Origin of the sequence: Azorhizobium sp. AG788, from assembly GCF_004364705.1 — a bacterium.
Taxonomy (GTDB): domain Bacteria; phylum Pseudomonadota; class Alphaproteobacteria; order Rhizobiales; family Xanthobacteraceae; genus Azorhizobium; species Azorhizobium caulinodans.
The window spans coordinates 34942-52276 of sequence record NZ_SOBM01000012.1 but is presented as its reverse complement, the minus strand read 5'-3'; the positions used below and the strand labels follow the sequence as shown (position 1 = coordinate 52276).

Annotated in this window: 17 protein-coding genes; 6 read left to right on the top strand and 11 right to left on the bottom strand. The window is 67.7% G+C overall.

From position 1 onward, the window contains the following. The first annotated feature begins 21 nt into the window (after positions 1 to 21). The 6 genes from DFO45_RS23900 to DFO45_RS25040 all read left to right on the top strand — a co-directional run bounded on the left by DFO45_RS23900 (position 22) and on the right by DFO45_RS25040 (position 4500). Positions 22 to 885: a branched-chain amino acid ABC transporter permease gene (locus DFO45_RS23900; protein ID WP_012169967.1), complete on the top strand. Its 864-nt coding sequence runs from the start codon at positions 22 to 24 to the stop codon at positions 883 to 885. A gap of 13 nt (positions 886 to 898) precedes the next feature. Then, the gene (locus DFO45_RS23895) at positions 899 to 1885 is read left to right on the top strand and encodes a branched-chain amino acid ABC transporter permease (RefSeq protein WP_245518247.1); all 987 of its coding nucleotides are present in this window, start codon (positions 899 to 901) and stop codon (positions 1883 to 1885) included. After that, entirely contained in the window at positions 1882 to 2664 is a 783-nt protein-coding gene (locus tag DFO45_RS23890; RefSeq protein WP_133866830.1) for an ABC transporter ATP-binding protein, read from the top strand. The genes DFO45_RS23895 and DFO45_RS23890 overlap by 4 nt, the downstream gene beginning before the upstream one ends. Further along, entirely contained in the window at positions 2645 to 3361 is a 717-nt protein-coding gene (locus DFO45_RS23885) for an ABC transporter ATP-binding protein (protein WP_133866829.1), read from the top strand. Before DFO45_RS23890 ends, DFO45_RS23885 begins: the two co-directional genes overlap by 20 nt. A gap of 131 nt (positions 3362 to 3492) precedes the next feature. Then, positions 3493 to 4248: a flagellar hook basal-body protein gene (locus DFO45_RS23880; RefSeq protein ID WP_133866828.1), complete on the top strand. Its 756-nt coding sequence runs from the start codon at positions 3493 to 3495 to the stop codon at positions 4246 to 4248. A 90-nt stretch (positions 4249 to 4338) separates the two neighbouring features. Continuing rightward, the gene (locus DFO45_RS25040; RefSeq protein WP_158304102.1) at positions 4339 to 4500 is read left to right on the top strand and encodes a hypothetical protein; all 162 of its coding nucleotides are present in this window, start codon (positions 4339 to 4341) and stop codon (positions 4498 to 4500) included. 37 nt (positions 4501 to 4537) lie between these two features. Here the strand turns inward: DFO45_RS25040 and DFO45_RS23875 are convergent, their stop codons facing one another. From DFO45_RS23875 to DFO45_RS23825, 11 genes are all read right to left on the bottom strand, one after another. Further along, on the bottom strand, positions 4538 to 6091 hold the full coding sequence (locus DFO45_RS23875) for a multicopper oxidase domain-containing protein (RefSeq protein WP_133866827.1): 1554 nt from the start codon (positions 6089 to 6091) through the stop codon (positions 4538 to 4540). 61 nt (positions 6092 to 6152) lie between these two features. Continuing rightward, positions 6153 to 7331 carry an NnrS family protein gene (locus DFO45_RS23870; RefSeq protein WP_133866826.1) on the bottom strand — a complete coding sequence of 393 codons (1179 nt, stop codon included), beginning with the start codon at positions 7329 to 7331 and terminating at the stop codon, positions 6153 to 6155. 22 nt (positions 7332 to 7353) lie between these two features. Beyond that, on the bottom strand, positions 7354 to 7824 hold the full coding sequence (locus DFO45_RS23865) for a hypothetical protein (RefSeq protein ID WP_133866825.1): 471 nt from the start codon (positions 7822 to 7824) through the stop codon (positions 7354 to 7356). A gap of 5 nt (positions 7825 to 7829) precedes the next feature. After that, positions 7830 to 8348, bottom strand: coding sequence for a molybdopterin adenylyltransferase (gene mog / locus DFO45_RS23860; RefSeq protein ID WP_133866883.1), 519 nt, complete (start codon positions 8346 to 8348; stop codon positions 7830 to 7832). A gap of 6 nt (positions 8349 to 8354) precedes the next feature. Then, positions 8355 to 9356 carry a GTP 3',8-cyclase MoaA gene (moaA, locus tag DFO45_RS23855; protein WP_133866824.1) on the bottom strand — a complete coding sequence of 334 codons (1002 nt, stop codon included), beginning with the start codon at positions 9354 to 9356 and terminating at the stop codon, positions 8355 to 8357. Further along, complete coding sequence (locus tag DFO45_RS23850; protein WP_133866823.1) at positions 9353 to 9634, bottom strand: hypothetical protein; 282 nt, start codon at positions 9632 to 9634, stop codon at positions 9353 to 9355. Before DFO45_RS23850 ends, moaA begins: the two co-directional genes overlap by 4 nt. A gap of 9 nt (positions 9635 to 9643) precedes the next feature. Further along, positions 9644 to 10549: a peptidylprolyl isomerase gene (locus DFO45_RS23845; protein WP_133866822.1), complete on the bottom strand. Its 906-nt coding sequence runs from the start codon at positions 10547 to 10549 to the stop codon at positions 9644 to 9646. 5 nt (positions 10550 to 10554) lie between these two features. Further along, positions 10555 to 11334 carry a respiratory nitrate reductase subunit gamma gene (narI, locus tag DFO45_RS23840; RefSeq protein WP_133866821.1) on the bottom strand — a complete coding sequence of 260 codons (780 nt, stop codon included), beginning with the start codon at positions 11332 to 11334 and terminating at the stop codon, positions 10555 to 10557. Between the two features lie 12 nt (positions 11335 to 11346). Beyond that, the gene (narJ, locus tag DFO45_RS23835) at positions 11347 to 12051 is read right to left on the bottom strand and encodes a nitrate reductase molybdenum cofactor assembly chaperone (protein WP_133866820.1); all 705 of its coding nucleotides are present in this window, start codon (positions 12049 to 12051) and stop codon (positions 11347 to 11349) included. Continuing rightward, positions 12051 to 13577, bottom strand: a complete 1527-nt coding sequence (gene narH / locus DFO45_RS23830; RefSeq protein WP_133866819.1) for a nitrate reductase subunit beta — start codon at positions 13575 to 13577, stop codon at positions 12051 to 12053. The genes narJ and narH overlap by 1 nt, the downstream gene beginning before the upstream one ends. Further along, complete coding sequence (locus DFO45_RS23825) at positions 13574 to 17332, bottom strand: nitrate reductase subunit alpha (RefSeq protein WP_133866818.1); 3759 nt, start codon at positions 17330 to 17332, stop codon at positions 13574 to 13576. Before DFO45_RS23825 ends, narH begins: the two co-directional genes overlap by 4 nt. Between the last annotated feature and the right edge of the window lie 3 nt (positions 17333 to 17335).

Genomic DNA, 17335 nt, shown 5'->3' with positions numbered 1-17335 from the left:
GCCGCAGACAAGGACGAACTGATGCAGACGGTGCTCAGCATCGGCGTCGATGCGCTGGCTTATGGCATGGTGCTGTTCGTCATCTCCATCGGCCTCTCCGTCACCATGGGGCTGATGCGGGTAACGAACCTCGCCCACGGCGCCTTCGCCATGATCGGCGGCTACATCGCCTCCTATGCGGCGCGCGACCTCGGCCTCGGCTACGGGGTCGCCGTGCTGCTGGCGGTGGTGGGCACGGTGGCCATCGCCATCCCCATCGAACGCCTGCTCTACCGGCGCATCTATGGCGCGCCGGAGCTGACGCAGGTGCTGATGACCATCGGCATCACCTTCTGCATCATCGGAATCGCCAACTATGTGTTCGGCCCGACACTGAAGACCATTCCGCTGCCCCAGACGCTGCGGGAGCCCGTCGACCTCGGCTTCCGCACCATCGGGGCCCAGCGGGTGTTCGCCATCGTGTGCGGGCTCGCGGTCGCGGCGGCGCTGTGGTTCCTCATCGAGAAGACCCGCTTCGGCGTGAAGCTGCGCGCCTCGGTGGACAATGCCGCCATGGCTGCCGCTCTCGGCGTGCGCACGCAGGTGGTCTATGCGGTGAGCTTCGCGGCGGCGGTGGGGCTCGCGGCCTTCGGCGGCGTCGTGGGTGCCGAACTGCTGCCGGTCGAGCCCTATTACGCCCTGCGCTACATGGTGACGTTCCTGGTGGTGGTGTCGGTGGGCGGCACCGGCTCCATTCCCGGCGCGCTCCTCGCCTGCCTGCTGCTGAGCGCCATCGACACCACGGGGCGCTATCTCTCACCGGAATATGGCGAGTTCTTCTTCTATCTCGCCGTCATCGCCATCGTGTGCCTGTTCCCCCGCGGGCTGATCGCAAGGGCGAAATAGGATGGACCGCACCATGACCGCCCCTCTCGCCGCCGCAGCAGGCCGCCCGGCTCTCGGCGCCGGTCCGCTGGCCTTCGCCCTCCTGCTGGCGCTGGCCGGGCTCGGCTATCTGCTGTTCCCGGACAATCTGGCGCTGCTCACCCGCCTCATCGCCATCGCCTTCCTCGTGCTCTCGCTCGATCTCGTCACCGGCTATTGCGGCGTCGCGACGCTCGGCCATGCGGCGCTCTATGGGGCCGGCGCCTATGCGGCGGGCATCGCATCGGCGCGCTACGGCATCGAGGATCCGCTGGCCATGACCGGCATCGGGCTGCTCGGCGGGGCACTCGCAGGCCTCGTATGCGGGGTGGTGATCCTGCGCGCCCACGGCCTGCCGCAGCTCGTGCTCTCCATCGCGCTCGTCTATCTCTTCCACGAATTCGCCAACAAGGCCTCCGGCTGGACCGGCGGCAGCGACGGCCTTTCGGGCGTCACCGCCGGGCCGCTGTTCGGGCGCTTCGAGTTCGATCTCTACGGCCACACCGCCTATCTCTATGCGGTGGGCCTGCTGCTGCTGACGCTCATCGTCCTGCGGCTGCTGGTGCACTCGCCCTTCGGCATGCTGTGTCGGGGCATCAAGGAAGATCCGGTGCGCATCCAGGCCATGGGCGCCTCGCCCAAGGCGGCACTGCTGAAGATGTACGTCATCTCCGGCGCCGTGGCGGGCATCGGCGGCGCGCTGAACGCCATCTCCACGCAGGTGGTGGCCCTCGACAGCCTCTCCTTCACCCAGTCGGCGGAAGCGCTGGTGATGCTGGTGCTCGGTGGCACCGGCTCGCTCTTCGGCGCACTGGTGGGAACGGTGGTCTTCACTTTGTTCGAGGACTTCGTCTCTGCCGCCAATCCCTTCCACTGGCTGACCGTGGTGGGCCTCCTGCTGATCGCCACCGTGCTGTTCGCGCCCAAGGGCCTCTATGGCACCGCCGCCGACTGGATCGCCCGCCGGAGGGCCCGCCCATGAGCGCGCAGGACACGCCCGCCCCCGTCTTCGAGGTGGTGCAGCTGTCGAAAAATTTCGGCGGCCTGAGGGTGACCAATGACGTCTCCCTGTCGCTGCGGCCCGGCGATCGCATGGCGCTGATCGGCCCCAACGGCGCCGGCAAGACCACCTTCGTCAATCTCGTTACCGGCGCCCTCAAGGCGGATGCGGGCGAGGTGCGGCTGAACGGCGAGAGCGTCAACCGGCTCGATCCTATCGGACGCGTGCGCCGGGGTTTGGTGCGCTCCTTTCAGGTGACGCGCCTGTTCCTGGAGATGACGCCCGCCGAGCATGTGGCGCTTGCCGTGCTCCAGCGCACCGGGCGCTCGGGGCGCATGTTCGGCAACTTTCGCGCCATGCCGGACGTGATGGAGGAGGTGGAGGAACAGCTCGTCACCCTGGGCCTGCACGACCTCATGCACCGCAAGGTGCGCGAGATCGCCTATGGCCAGCAGCGCCTGCTGGAGATCGCCATCGCGCTCGCCTTGAAGCCCCGCGTGCTGCTGCTGGACGAGCCCGCCGCCGGCGTGCCCCAGAGCGACACCGGACGCATCGAGCAGGCCCTCGCCGGCCTGCCCGCTTCGCTGGCCGTGCTGATGATCGAGCACGACATGGATCTCGTCTTCCGCTTCGCCAAGCGCGTGGTGGTTCTGGCGGCCGGCGCCGTCATCTTCGACGGCCTGCCGGCCGACGTGGCCCGCGACGACCGCGTGCGCGAAGCCTATCTCGGGAGCTATGCCCATGCCGGCCACGCCGCTTGAGGTGGAGGATCTTAGCGCCGGCTACGGGCCGACGCGGGTGCTGGAAGGCGTGAGCTTCGCCGCGCCGGCGGGCGCGCGCCTTGCCGTGCTCGGGCGCAACGGCATGGGCAAGACGACGCTGCTCGCCAGCCTCGCCGGCCAGACGAAGCGCTATGGCGGGCGCATCCGCCTTGGCGGCGCCGATATCACCCCCCTCTCCACCGCCTCCCGCGCCCATGCCGGGCTCGGTTATGTGCCGCAGACCCGCGCCATCTTCCCCAGCCTCACGGTGGAGGAAAACCTGTCCGTCGGCTTGAAGGAGCGCCCCCTGAGCGCACTGGAAGAGGCCTATGCGCTCTTCCCGCGCCTCAAGGAGCGGCGGCGCAACCTCGGCACGCAGCTCTCGGGCGGCGAGCAGCAGATGCTCTCCACCGCCCGCACCATCCTCGGCCGGCCAACGGTCCTCCTGCTGGACGAGCCGCTGGAGGGCCTCGCCCCGGTGATCTGCGAGGAGCTGATGGAGGCCTTCGCAGAGCTCGCCCGCACCGGCGACACCACCATCCTTCTGGTGGAGCAGCGCATCCAGATGGCCCTCGACTTCGCGGACCATGTGATCGTGCTGGAGCGCGGCCGTCTGGCATGGTCCGGCACGCCGCAGGCCCTCACCGCCGATCAGGACACGGTGGAGCGACTGCTGGGGGTCGGTGGCCTGCACTGACGCGGTGCACGCAAGCGGGAGGCAACAGCCGTCAAAAGCAGGTGCCTTTGCGGCAACATGGCGAGCAATGACCGAAGAGATGTGTTAGGTTATCCGCCATCGCGCCCTTCGGGGTGAGACGGACAAGGGTCATGGCGTTAGCAGACGTAATCGGCATCGGCGCATCGGGCCTGCGGGCGCAGGTCGTCAAGGTGGCGACCGTTGCGGACAATACCGCCAATGCACGGACGCCCGGCCACCGCAAGGTGGCGGCCGAGACCACATCGGCGCCCGCGGGTGCCGGCGTCGCGACGGGTCTGCGTCATTACATCTCGAGCGCCGGCACGGCTTCCGCCACGGGTTCCCCGACCGACATGATGGTGTCGGGCGACGGCTTCTTCATGGTCTCGGACGGGAAAGGCAACACGCTGCTCACCCGGTCCGGCAATTTCGCCTTCGATGCGCAGTCCGGCCAGCTCAAAAATGCCGCCGGCTATGCGTTGATGGCCACGCCGAACGGCGGCAGTACGCCTACGCCCGTGCAGCTCACCGCCGAGCAAGCGTCGTCCCTGAAGGTCGGCGCGGACGGCACGCTCGCCTCAACCGACGCCGATGGCCGGTCGCAGGCCCTCTATCGCATCCCTCTGGCGACCACCGCCAACCCGGACGCCATGACGCCGGTGGCCGGGGATGCCTTCCAACCCGGCAGCGCCTCGGGACCGGCCCGCACGTTCGTCAGCGGCCAGGGCCCCGGCACCATCCGTGCGGGCTATCTGGAAGATTCGAACGTGGACATGGCCACGGAGATGACCGACCTCGTGACCTCACAGGCGAGCTTCATGGCCAATTTCAGAACGGTCCGCATGGGCATCGAAATGCTCGATGTCGTGCTGAACATGAAGCGATAGGCGCGACGCTCCCGCACGCCCCACCGCCGCGTTTCCGAAACAATCCTTGCTCTCGCTTGTTCTTCTCCTGATGCAACAGGAGAAATCGTGATGGCGAAATCGCACGACCGTACGCTCGGCAAGCCGGACCCGAACGAGGACAAGGATCTCAACGTCGAGCAGTACAAGGAGCGGGCGCAGGGCACGATCGGAAAGGCGCCGGACCCGAAGGTCAGCAACGCCCGCCCGCCGCACAAGCCAGCCACGCACTAAGGCCCTTTGCCGAAGGGCGGGGGCCTGCGCTGAACAGCTAAGCCACCCGGACCACGCCCATCATGCCAGTCGCCATGTGGTAGAGGTGATGGCAGTGGAGGAACCAGTCCCCCTTTGGCCCCGCATCGAACGCGATGGTGACCGGGGTGCGCGGCGGAACGTTTACCGTGTCACGCATCGCCCCGGAGAAGCGGCGCGTGCCGATGCCAACCACCTGAAAATGGTGGCCGTGCAGATGCATGGGGTGGTTCATGCTGGTGGGGTTCATGAAGGTCATCTCGACCCGCTCGCCCTGGTTCACCACAAAGGGCGGGGCCTCCCCATATACTGCCCCGTTGATGGTCCAGCGATAGCCCGGCTGCTCTCCAAGCAGAAGTGAGAAGCTCTTGTCCGGCTTGCGCGCCGCGAGCGGCTTTGCCGCTGACAGACGGCCCTCCAGTTCCAGAGACAGCAGGCCCTGCGCCGTGTCGGCCGTGTCCGTGATCCGGGCCACGGAGGCTCCCGGCGTCGCGAGCACGAGCCCCGTGCGGCGGGGGGAGGCCTCCACCTGCGCCAGAACGGGGAACGCACCACCGCCGGCCGGCACGTCCACCACAAGATCAATCCGCTGCCCTTGCGCCAACGGGAACAAAGCGGCCTCCAGGGGCACGCACGGCGTGCCATCGACCGCCACGCAGCGGGGCTTCAGGCTTGGGACGGAAATGAAGAAGGCGCTGGCCGTGCCACCGTTGATGATGCGCAGACGGACACGCCCTCCCTTCTCCACGGGCACCACCTGGGGATCGGCGAGCGTACGGCGGTTGGCAAGGAAGGCGTCGTAATCCACGTCATTGGCATGCACCATGGCGCTCCCGCCCATGGCCCCACCGGGCATGGAATGCCCCGAATGGTTCATGGCTCCGCCAGAGGCCATCGCGCCCATGCCGCCCATAGACCCCATATTATGGCCGGAATGATCCATGCCGGCCATGGACATGCCGCCGCCGGACGTGCCCCCCGTCGCCGCACCGCCGGTCCCGCCCATGTTGTGCCCGCCATGGGCGCCATGGCCGTTGGCACCGCCGAGGCCGACCAGGATTTCCTCCGGCGTGCGGAAGGAGAAATCGTGGAGCATCAGCACCACATCCTGCACGTCCCCGGCGTCGGCCTCGCGGGTCACCAGCGGAGCCGCGAGAAGCTGCTGCTCGGAAAGCGTGTGGGAGTGCATCCAGTGGGTGCCGGGGGTCAGCGGAAAGTCCACCTGATCGCTCGCCCCTGAGGCCAGCGCGCCGCCATCGGGACGGGCGCGGTCCTGATCCGGCGGCGCGAAGATCTGGCCGTGCCAGTGCATGACCGCCGGCTCGGGAGCCGCATTGAGGATGGCGCCGGCGAAGCGGTCGCCCTCCTTCGCGAACACGCCCTCCCCCGCAGGCCCCTGAATGGCATAGACCTTGGCCGCCTTGCCATTCACGTCGAGCGACACGCTCTCCACCGTGATTAGCGGCGCCGCACGCGCCCCGTTCCAGCGCCCTGAGAGGGCAAGCGCTCCTGCTGCGACGCCGCCCGCCAGCACGGCGCGGCGCGAGAGGGAGGCGGAAAAGGGCTGGGTCATCATCGTCTCTCCGGGCGCGAGCGGCAGCCTTCGTCCGCGCCGATCTGATCTTGGCCATGCTCTAGCGGCGGCAGAGCAAGGGGCCATAGGAAGCGAGAAACAGCAGAAAGGCGATGACCCAGAACACCGCACTGAGGCCGAGCAGCATCACAAAATAGCTACTGGAGAAGATTGCCCCCGCCCGCAGCAGGAGGCTCACCAGGACACAGACGTACAAAGCCACCGTCAGCGGCGAGGCGCGCAGGGCCTGCCCGGTATGGCCGAGCGTGGCGCGGGTCATGATGGCGAGCGTCATGCCCCCGATCGCCCCGATGGCCCAGACATGAAGGCCGAAGGCGGACGGCAGATGATCCGGCGCCAGCGCGTGGGCCGCCACGGCGAGAAAGCCCAGTGCGGCAAGGGAGAACCCTGCATGAAGCACCAGCACCAGTGGATCGGACATGATGCGCAAGCCCTGCCAGCGCGTGAGCCGCCAGAGATTGGAAAGGCCCGCCGCCAGCAGAAGCCCGCCCGTCAGCGGGTTCTCCGGCGTGATGATCCAGCCGAGAAGGGCCAAGGCGGAAAGCACCATCACCACGCCGTCAGCCCGCCCGAACGGCACGGGGCGCTGGGCGATGCCTTGCTTGGCCAGCCAATTGTGCGTGAAGCTCGGCACCACGCGCCCGCCCACCAGCAGGATGAGGAACACGAGAAGGCCAATGCCTGCCCGCGTGGCAGTTGCCGCCGCCCCTGTGGCTTGCGCCTCCAGATGGAAGGCCATGTTCGCCCCCGCCAGCGCCAGCACCACGGCCACCACCTTGGCATTGCGCCAGTTGCGCCCCGCGATCACCTCCCGCCCTGCAAGGAGGGCGAAGGCGAGCAGGAACGCCCCATCGACCGCCAGCGCCACGCCCCAGCCGACAAGGCCCGAGACCAGAACCGCCACCCTGCCCGCACACCAGAGGCCGGCGAGCAGCATCAAGGCCCGCCCCGCCACCGGCAGGCGGCCCGTCCAGTTGGGAATGGCGGTCAGCAGGAAGCCCGCCACCACCGCCGCGCCATAGCCGAACAGCATCTCATGCACGTGCCACTCCACCGGCGCGAAGGCGGTGGGCAGGCTCAATTCGCCCAGGAAGACCGCCGGCCAGATGGCGATGGCAAGCCCCGCCCAGACGCCCGCCGCGAGGAAGAAAGGGCGGAAGCCCCGGCTCCAAAGGTCCGGCCCCCGATAGGCCCTCTGGGTTTGCGCGGTGCGCGCCATGGCAGCCTCTCAGGTGATGGCTTCAGAACAGGAACAGCCCGTGCGCGCCAGCCACCGCGCCGACCACGGTCAGCGCGGCCACGGACAGCAGGGCCCGATGCAGGAAGGCGATGCGCCGGAGCGTCGGCGGCGGCGCATGACGGGCCATGCTGACCACCCAGCGATGCAGGATCGGTTCGATGACGAACAGCAGCAGCATGAACAGCAGCCACAGCCCGACCATGGCGTGCATCCACCAGAAGGCCGGATCACGGAAGCGGGACCACAGATCGAGGCGCACGATCATCCAGAGGCCAGTGAGGCCGGCGAGCGGCACCGACCAGCGCACCTGCTCGGAGAAGCGCTTCTCGATGGCCTCGAACAGTACCGCCCCCTGCACGCCCAGCAGCACGCGGGAGAGCGGCAGCACCACCAGCGTCACGAAGGCGAGCCCCCCGATCCAGTGCAGCACGGCGAGCACGTGCAAAGCGCGGGCGAAGGTGACGTCGTCCATCACCGTCACTCCGGCCGGAATGCCCGGACCACCGCCGGGTCGGTCTCGATACGCCCGGCGCCGATGAGATCGAGCGCATAAGGCACGGCGGCGAACACCGCCTCAAGGCAGGTGGCGATGGCCGCCGGCTTGCCCGGCAAGGTGATGATCAGCGTCGCGCCGCGCACGCCGGCGGTCTGCCGCGACAGGATGGCGGTGGGCACGTCTTTCAGGCTGGCCCGCCGCATCTCTTCGCCGAAGCCGGGAAGCTCCTTGTGGAGCACGCTTCTCAGCGCCTCCGGCGTCAGGTCGCGGGGTGACGGACCGGTGCCGCCGGAGGCGAGGATGAGGTCCAGCCGCTCCTCATCGCACATGCGCAGCAGTTCGGCGCGCACGCTGTCGATGCCGTCCGGGATCACCCGGCGCACCGGCTCCCAGGGCGAGGTTAGCGCCAGCGCCAGCCATTCCTCCATGGCGGGGCCGGAGCGGTCCACATAATCGCCCCGGCTCGCGCGATCCGAAATCGTGAGAAGCCCGATGCGCACCATGGTTCAACCTCCCAGCACAGACATGTGCCGCGCCAGCGCGGGCGCGCCGTTGCGGGCAATCGCGAAATCATGGCCGCGGGGCTTCGCCCGGATGCCCGCATCAATGGCGGCATGGAGCGCCTCGTCGCCCTCGCAGGCCCGCAGGGGCGCGCGCAGGTCCACCTGATCCTCCTGCCCGAGGCAGGTGTAGAGCATGCCGGTCGCGCTCACCCGCACGCGGTTGCAGGTCTCGCAGAAGCTATGGGTCAGCGGCGTTATGAAGCCGATGCGGCCGCCGGTCTCCGCCACCCGCACATAGCGCGCCGGGCCGCCGCTGTGGTCGGCGGTGTCGGTCAGGGTCCAGCGGGTCTCGATGGTCCGGCGCAGCGTGGCGAGGGACAAATACTGGTCCGTCCTGTCCGCGCCCACATCGCCAAGCGGCATGGTCTCGATAAGGGTGAGGTCCATGCCCCGGCCATGGGCGAAGGTGATGAGGTCGTGGATCTCCTCTTCCGTGCTGCCCTTCAGCGCCACCGCATTGAGCTTCACCTTCAACCCGGCCTCCTGCGCCGCCAAGAGCCCCTCCATGACCACCCCCAGCGTGCCGCGACGGGTGAGTGTGCGAAACCGGGACGCATCAAGTGTGTCGAGCGACACATTGACCCGTCGCACACCGGCACGGGCCAGCCCCTCCGCATGGCGGGCGAGCAGGCTGCCGTTCGTGGTGAGCGTCAGTTCCTTCAGCCGGCCCGAGACCAGATGGCGCGACAGGCTCGCCACAAGGTCCATCACGCCCTTGCGCACCAGCGGCTCGCCGCCGGTGAGGCGGATCTTGCTCACCCCGCGCGCCGCGAAAGCGGAGGCGAGGCGATCCAGCTCCTCCAGTGTGAGCAACTGGTTGCGGGGCACGAAGGTCATGTCCTCGGCCATGCAATAGACACAGCGCAGATCGCACCGATCCGTCATCGACAGCCGGAGATAGGAGATCCGCCGGCCGAAGAGATCGACAAGCCCGCAGCGGGTCATGCGACGCCCTCCGGCAAGGTGGCGGCGAGGATGGCCTTCACGGCGGCAAGACCGGGATCGCGGGCCTGGTTCATGATGCCCATGAGCTGGACGAAATGATCGTCCGAGGCCGTGTCGAGGAAGTGCCAGACCCGCGCCGCCATCACCTGCGCCGGCGCCCGCCCCTCCGCCTGCGCGGCAGCCGTGAGGCGGGCGGAGAGGTTCGGCGCATCGAGCGTGGAAAGAAGGCGCTCGCACACCTGCGGATCTTCAAGCGTGGAGAGCAGCGCGCCGAACATGGCAACCTCCTACTGCACGAGCGGGCTGTCCGCGCCGCCGAGCGCGATGCCCTGAATGTCCGCCCGGCCGATGAGCAGCGCGATGTACTGGGCATGCGCCGCGCGGGTCACATGGTCGGCGAGATAAGCGGCGATCTGATCGCGCACCGCCACGAAGGGCAGCGTGCGGCCCTCCACATGACGGTTTACGCGGATGAGATGAACGCCGTAGCGCGTCTCCACCGGCTCGGAGATCACGCCCGGCGTCAATGCCTTCAGCGCCGCCTCGAATTCCGGCGTCGTGTCGCCCGGCCCGATCTGGCCAAGGCTGCCGCCGACCCCGGCGGACGGACAATCGGACTGCGCCCGCGCCAGCTCCGCGAAGCGCTCCGGTGCACGGGCCAGAACAGCCGCGAGGGTCTGCGCCCGCTCCCGCGCTGCCTGGTAAGTCACCGCGTCCTCCCGGGGGGCGGCGCACAGGATGTGCTCTGCCTCCCAGAGGGGCGCGGACAGGAAACGCCGCCGGTTGTTGTCGTAGAAGCGGCGGAGCGCCGCCTCGTCCGCCTCCGGCGTGCGCACCTCCTGCGCCAGAAGGGCGCGGATCAGTGCCTCCTCCTCGGTCTCCCGCCGGCCGTCCGCCTCAAGGCGCGGCTCGGCGGACAGGCCGAGGCGATGGGCCTCCTGCAGCAGCAGTTCCCGTACCACAAGCGCCAGCGTGGCATTGAACCAGCCTTCCGCCGGGGTCTTGGCCGGGGCGTTCTGCACCTCGGCGGCAATGGCCTTGCGGGAAATGGCAACGCCGTTGACGCTGACCGGGGACATGACCACCCGCTCCCGCGAGGGCGCCGTGTCCCGTGCCAGCGGCGCGTGCTCATGGGGGTGGTCGTGGGAATGATCGGCGCGGGTGGCGGCATGGTCGATGACGAGCGTAACCATGGCCTTCACTCCGCCGGACGCTGTGCGGGAATGGACGTGGCACGGGGCGCCGGAGCGGCGACCGGCGCGGATGCCGTGCGGCGCGGCTGGCCGGAGCCATGGGCGAAGCGCGTGCGCACCACCTGATAGCCGGGGCGGCCCAGATACCAGACCGGCGCGCTCCACACATGCACGAGCCGGGTGAAGGGGAAGAGGAGGAAGATGGTGAGCCCCAGCAGCATGTGCGCCTTGAAGATGGGGTTCACGTCCGCCACATAGGCCGCCGCCTGCGGCTGGAGGGTGAGGATGCCTTGCGCCCAGTTCATGAACTTCACCATCTCATGCCCGTCCATATGGCCGAGCGAGACGAAGATGGTGGAGAGGCCGAGGGTGAGCTGCACCCACAGGATGAGCAGGATAGCCGTATCGCCGAAGCTCGACGTGGCGCGGATGCGCGGATCGAACAGCCGGCGGTGCGCCAGCAGCGAGATGCCGATGAAGCACAGCACACCGGCGATGCCGCCGGCCGTGATGGCCAGTCCCTGCTTGAAGGAATGGCTGACGCCCAGCGCATCGAACACCCAGATGGGCGTCAGCAGGCCCACCGTGTGGCCGGCGAAGATGGCGAGGATGCCGATGTGGAAGAGGTTCGAGCCGAGGCGCAGCTGCCGGCGGCGCAGGAGCTGCGAGGAGCCGGTCTTCCACGTGTATTGCTCCCGGTCGAAGCGGATGAGGCTGCCGAGCAGGAAGACGGTGAGACAGAGATAGGGGTACCAGCCGAACAGGGCCGAGTTGAGCGCGGACATGGATCGTCTCCCTCAGGCGGTGGCAAGGCGCGCGTCGCGCTGGGCGGCGCGGATCTGGGTGCGCAGGCGGTCCACCGAACAGCCGTCGAGCGCCTCCCCGGGGCCGAAGACGACCGCCGTCTCCTCCCAGGCGGCATCCAGCGCCTTCAGTTCATCCGCCCGGCTGAGCGGGGCGTCTTCCGTCGCGATGGACGGGGCCTCGGCGACGCCACCCATGGCGCGCACGGCGGAAAACACCGCGCTATAGGCGGAGCCGCGCGCGATGAGCCGCTCTTCCAGCAAAGCGAGGATGTGGTCCGTGTCGGCGAGGAGGCCGCGCGCCTCGGGGAGCGGACGCGTGGCCAGATATTCAAGGAACAGCGGCAGATAATCCGGCAGTTCGTTGGCGGTGAGACAGAGCCCGCCCGCCTCATAGAGGGCGGCGAGATCCACCATGGCCTGCCCTCGGTCGCGGCTCTCGCCGTGCACATGCTCGAACAGATGCAGCGAGCGCTTGCGGGAGCTGTCGAAGAGTTCGACATAATCCGCCTGAAGCTCATAGAGGTCGCGCGTGCCAAGCGCCTCCAGCAGCGGCGCGAGGGCCGCCCGCTCGTCGCGGCCGAGGAGGCCATCGGCGGTGAGCGCGGCCGCAATCTCCGGAATGCCGGCGGCAAGGCCGGCGTCCGGATAGGTCAGCAGCGCGGAGAGCGCCTTGAAGGCGAGGGTTTCGATGGCCATCACGCCACCTCCATGGGATTGCGCGCCTTGGGCGTCTGGCGGGTGCCGAACAAATTGGTCTCCGTGCTGCCGCCCGAGCAGCCATTGCCGAAGGAAAAGCCGCACGAACCGCGCAGGTCGTAGGCATCCTCGCTCCATTCGCGATGGGCGGTGGGAATGACGAAGCGATCCTCGTAATTGGCGATCGCCATCACCTGGTACATGTCCTCGATATGCGCGCCGGTGAGGCCGACCTTGGCGGCGATGCGCTCGTCGAGGCGCCCATCCACGGTCTTCGCCCGCATGTAGCCGCGCATGGCAAGCATCCGCTCAAGGGCGAGGGCCACCGGCTCCTCATCTCCCGCCGTGAGCAGATTGGCGAGATAGCGCAGCGGGATGCGCAGCGAGCGCACGTCCGGCATCTCGCCATTCACCCCCATCTGGCCGGCGGCGGCGGCCGACTGGATGGGCGAGAGCGGGGGCACGTACCAGACCATGGGCAGCGTGCGGTATTCAGGATGGAGCGGGAAGGCCACCTTCCACTCCATGGCCATCTTCCACACCGGCGAATGGCGCGCCGCATCGAGCCACGCCTCCGGCACGCCGTCGGCGCGGGCCTGCGCGATCACTGCCGGATCCTTGGGATCGAGGAAGAGATCGAGCTGGGCCTGATAGAGATCCTTCTCGTCCGGCACGCTGGCGGCGGCCTCGATGCGGTCCGCATCATAAAGCAGCACGCCGAGGTAACGGATGCGGCCGACACAGGTCTCCGAGCAGACGGTGGGCTGGCCCGCCTCGATACGCGGATAGCAGAAGATGCACTTCTCGGATTTTCCCGAAGACCAGTTGTAATAGATCTTCTTGTAGGGGCAGCCGGAGACGCACATGCGCCAGCCCCGGCACTTGTCCTGATCAATGAGGACGATCCCGTCCTCTTCACGCTTGTAGATGGCGCCCGAGGGGCACGAGGCCGCGCAGGCCGGATTGAGGCAGTGCTCGCACAGCCGCGGCAGATACATCATGAAGGTGTTTTCGAACTGACCGTAGATGTCCTTCTGCACCGCCTCGAAATTCACGTCCTTCGAGCGCTTGGCGAACTCGCCACCGAGGATTTCCTCCCAGTTCGGCCCCCATTCGATCTTCTCTATCCGCTCGCCGCTGACCGCCGAGCGCGGGCGGGCGGTGGGGAAGGCCTTGCTCTCCTTCGCCGTGTGCAGATGCTCGTAATCGAAAGTGAAGGGCTCGTAATAATCGTCGATTTCCGGCAGGTCCGGGTTGGCGAAGATGTTGGCGAGCACGCGCCACTTGGCGCCGATGCGCGGCTCGATGCGGCCGTTCTTCTTGCGCCGCCAGCCGCCGTTCCACTTGCCCTGGTTCTCCCACTCGCGGGGATAGCCGACGCCGGGCTTGGTCTCCACATTGTTGAACCAGGCGTATTCGACGCCCTCGCGGTTGGTCCACACGTTCTTGCAGGTGACGGAACAGGTGTGGCAGCCGATGCACTTGTCGAGGTTCAGCACCATCGCGATTTGAGCACGGATCTTCATTGTGCAGCCTCCATCGGCGCGGTGTTCGGGGAATGATCGGGGGCGAGCGGACCTTCGAGCCAGTCCACCTGCGCCATCTTGCGCACCACGATGAACTCGTCGCGATTGGCGCCGACCGTGCCGTAATAGTTGAAGCCGTAGGCCTGATGGGCGTAGCCGCCGATCATGTGGGTGGGCTTCAGGACGACGCGCGTCACCGAATTATGGATGCCGCCCCGGTTGCCGGTCATCTCGGAACCGGGCGTGTTCACGATCTTCTCCTGGGCGTGATACATGAGCATCATGCCTTCGGCGATGCGCTGGGAGACCACCGCGCGGGCGGTGAGCGCGCCGTTGACGTTGAACACTTCCACCCAGTCGTTATCGACAATGCCGGCGCGCTTGGCGTCGGTCTCGCTGATCCAGACCACCGGCCCGCCCCTGTTGAGCGTTAGCATCAGCAGATTGTCGGAATAGGTGGAATGGATGCCCCACTTCTGGTGGGGGGTCAGGAAGTTGAGGACGATCTCCGTATTGCCGTTGGGCTTCACGCCCTTGGCCCCGGCAATGGTCTTCAGGTCCACCGGCGGCTTCCAGGTCACGAAGCCCTCGCCGAAGGCCCGCATCCACAGATGGTCCTGATAGAGCTGCTGGCGGCCGGTCAGCGTGCGCCAGGGAATGAGCTCGTGCACATTGGTGTAACCGGCATTGTAGCAGACCTTCTCGCTTTCGATGCCGGACCAGGTGGGCGAGGAGATGATCTTGCGCGGCTGGGCCTGAATGTCCCGGTAGCGGATCTTCTCGTCTTCCTTCGGCAGCGCCAGATGGGCATGTTCGCGGCCGGTGGCCTTGGAGAGCGCCTCCCACGCCTTCACCGCCACCTCGCCATTGGTCTCGGGCGCCAGCATCAGAATGACCTCGGTGGCGTCGATGTCGGTCTCTATGCGCGGCAGGCCGGCGGCGGCGCCCGTGTCCTTCACGCCGTTGAGCGCGCCGAGGGCGGCCACCTCATGCTCGGTGTTCCATGAGATGCCCTTGCCGCCATTGCCCACCTTGGTCATCAGCGGGCCCAGCGCCGTGAAGCGCTCATACAGATTGGGATAATCGCGTGTCACCACGGCCACGGCCGGCATGGTGCGGCCGGGGACTGGATCGGTCTCGCCCCGCGCCCAGTCGCGCACGTCCAGCGCCTGCGCCAGCTCGCCGGCGCTGTCGTGCTGGATGGGGGTTAGGACCACATCCTCCTCCACGCCCAGCACCTCGCCACTCACCTGCGAGAAGGCCTTCGCGAGGCCCTTGTAGATGTCCCAGTCGGAGCGGGCCTCCCAGGCCGGATCCACCGCCGCCGAGAGCGGATGGATGAAGGGGTGCATGTCCGAGGTGTTGAGGTCGTTCTTCTCGTACCAGGTGGCCGTGGGCAGCACGATGTCCGAATAGACGCAGGTGGTGGACATGCGGAAGTCCAGCGTCACGAGCAGGTCCAGCTTGCCCTTCGGCGCCTCCTCGTGCCACGCCACCTCGCGGTTGCGCACCGCGCCCTCGGGGCCGAGATCCTTGCCCATGACGCCATGGGTGGTGCCGAGCAGGTGCTTGAGGAAATACTCATGCCCCTTGCCGGAGGAGCCAAGCAGGTTGGAGCGCCACACGAACATGTTGCGCGGCCAGTTGGCCGGGTCATCCGGATCGTGGCACGACATTTCCAGCGCGCCGGACTTGAGGCCCTGCGCCACATAATCCTTCGGCTCCATCCCCGCCGCCTTGGCCGCCTTGGCGATCTCCAGCGGGTTCTGCTTGAGCTGCGGCGCGGAGGGCAGCCAGCCCATGCGCTCAGCCTTCACATTGTAGTCGATGAAGCTCTGGTTCCAGTCGCCGTCCGGCGCGGTGGGCGAGACGATCTCGGCGGCGGTCAGCGTCTCGTAGCGCCACTGGTCGGTGTGGGCGTAGAAGAAGGAGGTGGAGTTCATGTGCCGCGGCGGGCGGCTCCAGTCGAGGCCGAAGGCCAGCGGTTGCCAGCCGGTCTGGGGGCGCAGCTTCTCCTGCCCCACATAATGCGACCAGCCGCCACCCGACTGGCCGATGGCGCCGCAGAAGACCAGGAGATTGATGATCCCCCGGTAGGCCATGTCCATGTGGTACCAGTGGTTCAGGCCAGCACCGAGGATGACCATGGAGCGACCGTTGGTCTTCTCCGCATTGGTGGCGAATTCGCGCGCGACCGTGATGATGGCGTCGCGCTTCACGCCGGTGATGCGCTCCGCCCATGCAGGGGTGAAGGGCACGTCCGCATCATAGCTTGACGCCACATGCTCGCCGCCGAAGCCCCGGTCGAGGCCGTAATTGGCCATCATCAGGTCGAAGACGGTGGCGACCTTCACGCTCGCGCCATCGGCGCCCACAAGGGTGCGCACCGGCACGTGGCGGGTGAGGATTTCGCCATGCTGGGTCGAGACGAAATGCTCGGTGGCCCGCCCGCCGAAATAGGGGAAGTCCACGGCGGCGATGTCGGCGCCGTCCCCGGCGAGTGTCAGGCGCAGGCGGGTGTCGCGACCGGTGCCGTCCTTTTCCTCCAGATTCCACTTCGCCTGCTCGCCCCAGCGGTAGCCGACGGAGCCTAGAGGAGCGACGAGGTCGCCGGTGGTCTCGTCGATGGCCACCGTCTTCCAGTCCGGATTATTCCCCTCCCCGAGCCCGCCAGGCAGGTCGGAAGCGCGCAGCAGGCGCTCGGGCACGAAGCGACCGTCCTTCTCCACGAGGCGGACGAGGAAGGGCATGTCCGAATAGCGCCGGATATAGTCCTCAAAATAGGGCACCTGCCGGTCGAGGTGATATTCGCGCAGGATGACATGGCCCATGGCCAGCGCCAGCGCCGCATCGGTGCCCTGCTTGGGGCTGAGCCAGATGTCAGCAAACTTGGTGGCCTCGGCATAGTCCGGGCTCACCACCGCGCTCTTGGTACCCTTGTAGCGCACCTCGGTGTAGAAATGGGCGTCCGGCGTGCGGGTCTGCGGCACGTTGGAGCCCCAGACGATGATGAAGCCGGCGTTGTACCAGTCGGCGCTCTCCGGCACGTCCGTCTGCTCGCCCCAGGTCTGCGGCGAGGCGGGCGGAAGGTCGCAATACCAGTCGTAGAAGGACATGCACACGCCGCCGAGCAGCGAGAGATAGCGCGAGCCTGCCGCATAGGAGACCATGGACATGGCCGGGATGGGCGAGAAGCCGATGACCCGGTCCGGCCCATGGGCCTTCACCGTATAGGCATTGGCGGCGGCGATGAGCTCGTTCACCTCGTCCCAGGTGCTGCGGACAAGGCCCCCGTGGCCGCGGACCGACATGTAGGAGCGGCGCTTGTCCGCATCCTCCACGATGGAGGCCCAGGCGGCCACGGGGGAGAGCCTGGCGCGGGCGGCACGCCAGAGCTTGAGCAGGCGGCCGCGCACCATGGGATACTTCACGCGGGCGCCGGAATAGAGATACCAGCTGTAGGAGGCGCCGCGCGCGCAGCCGCGCGGCTCGTGGTTGGGCAGGTCCGGCCGGGTGCGGGGATAGTCCGTCTGCTGGGTTTCCCAGGTGACGATGCCGCCCTTGACGTAGATCTTCCACGAACAGGAGCCGGTGCAGTTCACGCCATGGGTGGAGCGCACGATCTTGTCGTGCTGCCAGCGCTTGCGGTAGCCGTCCTCCCAGGAGCGGTCCTCATTGGTGACGATGCCGTAGCCGTCGGAGAAGTCGTCCACGGTCTTGTTGAAGAAGGTGAGGCGATCGAGAAAGTGGGACATGGA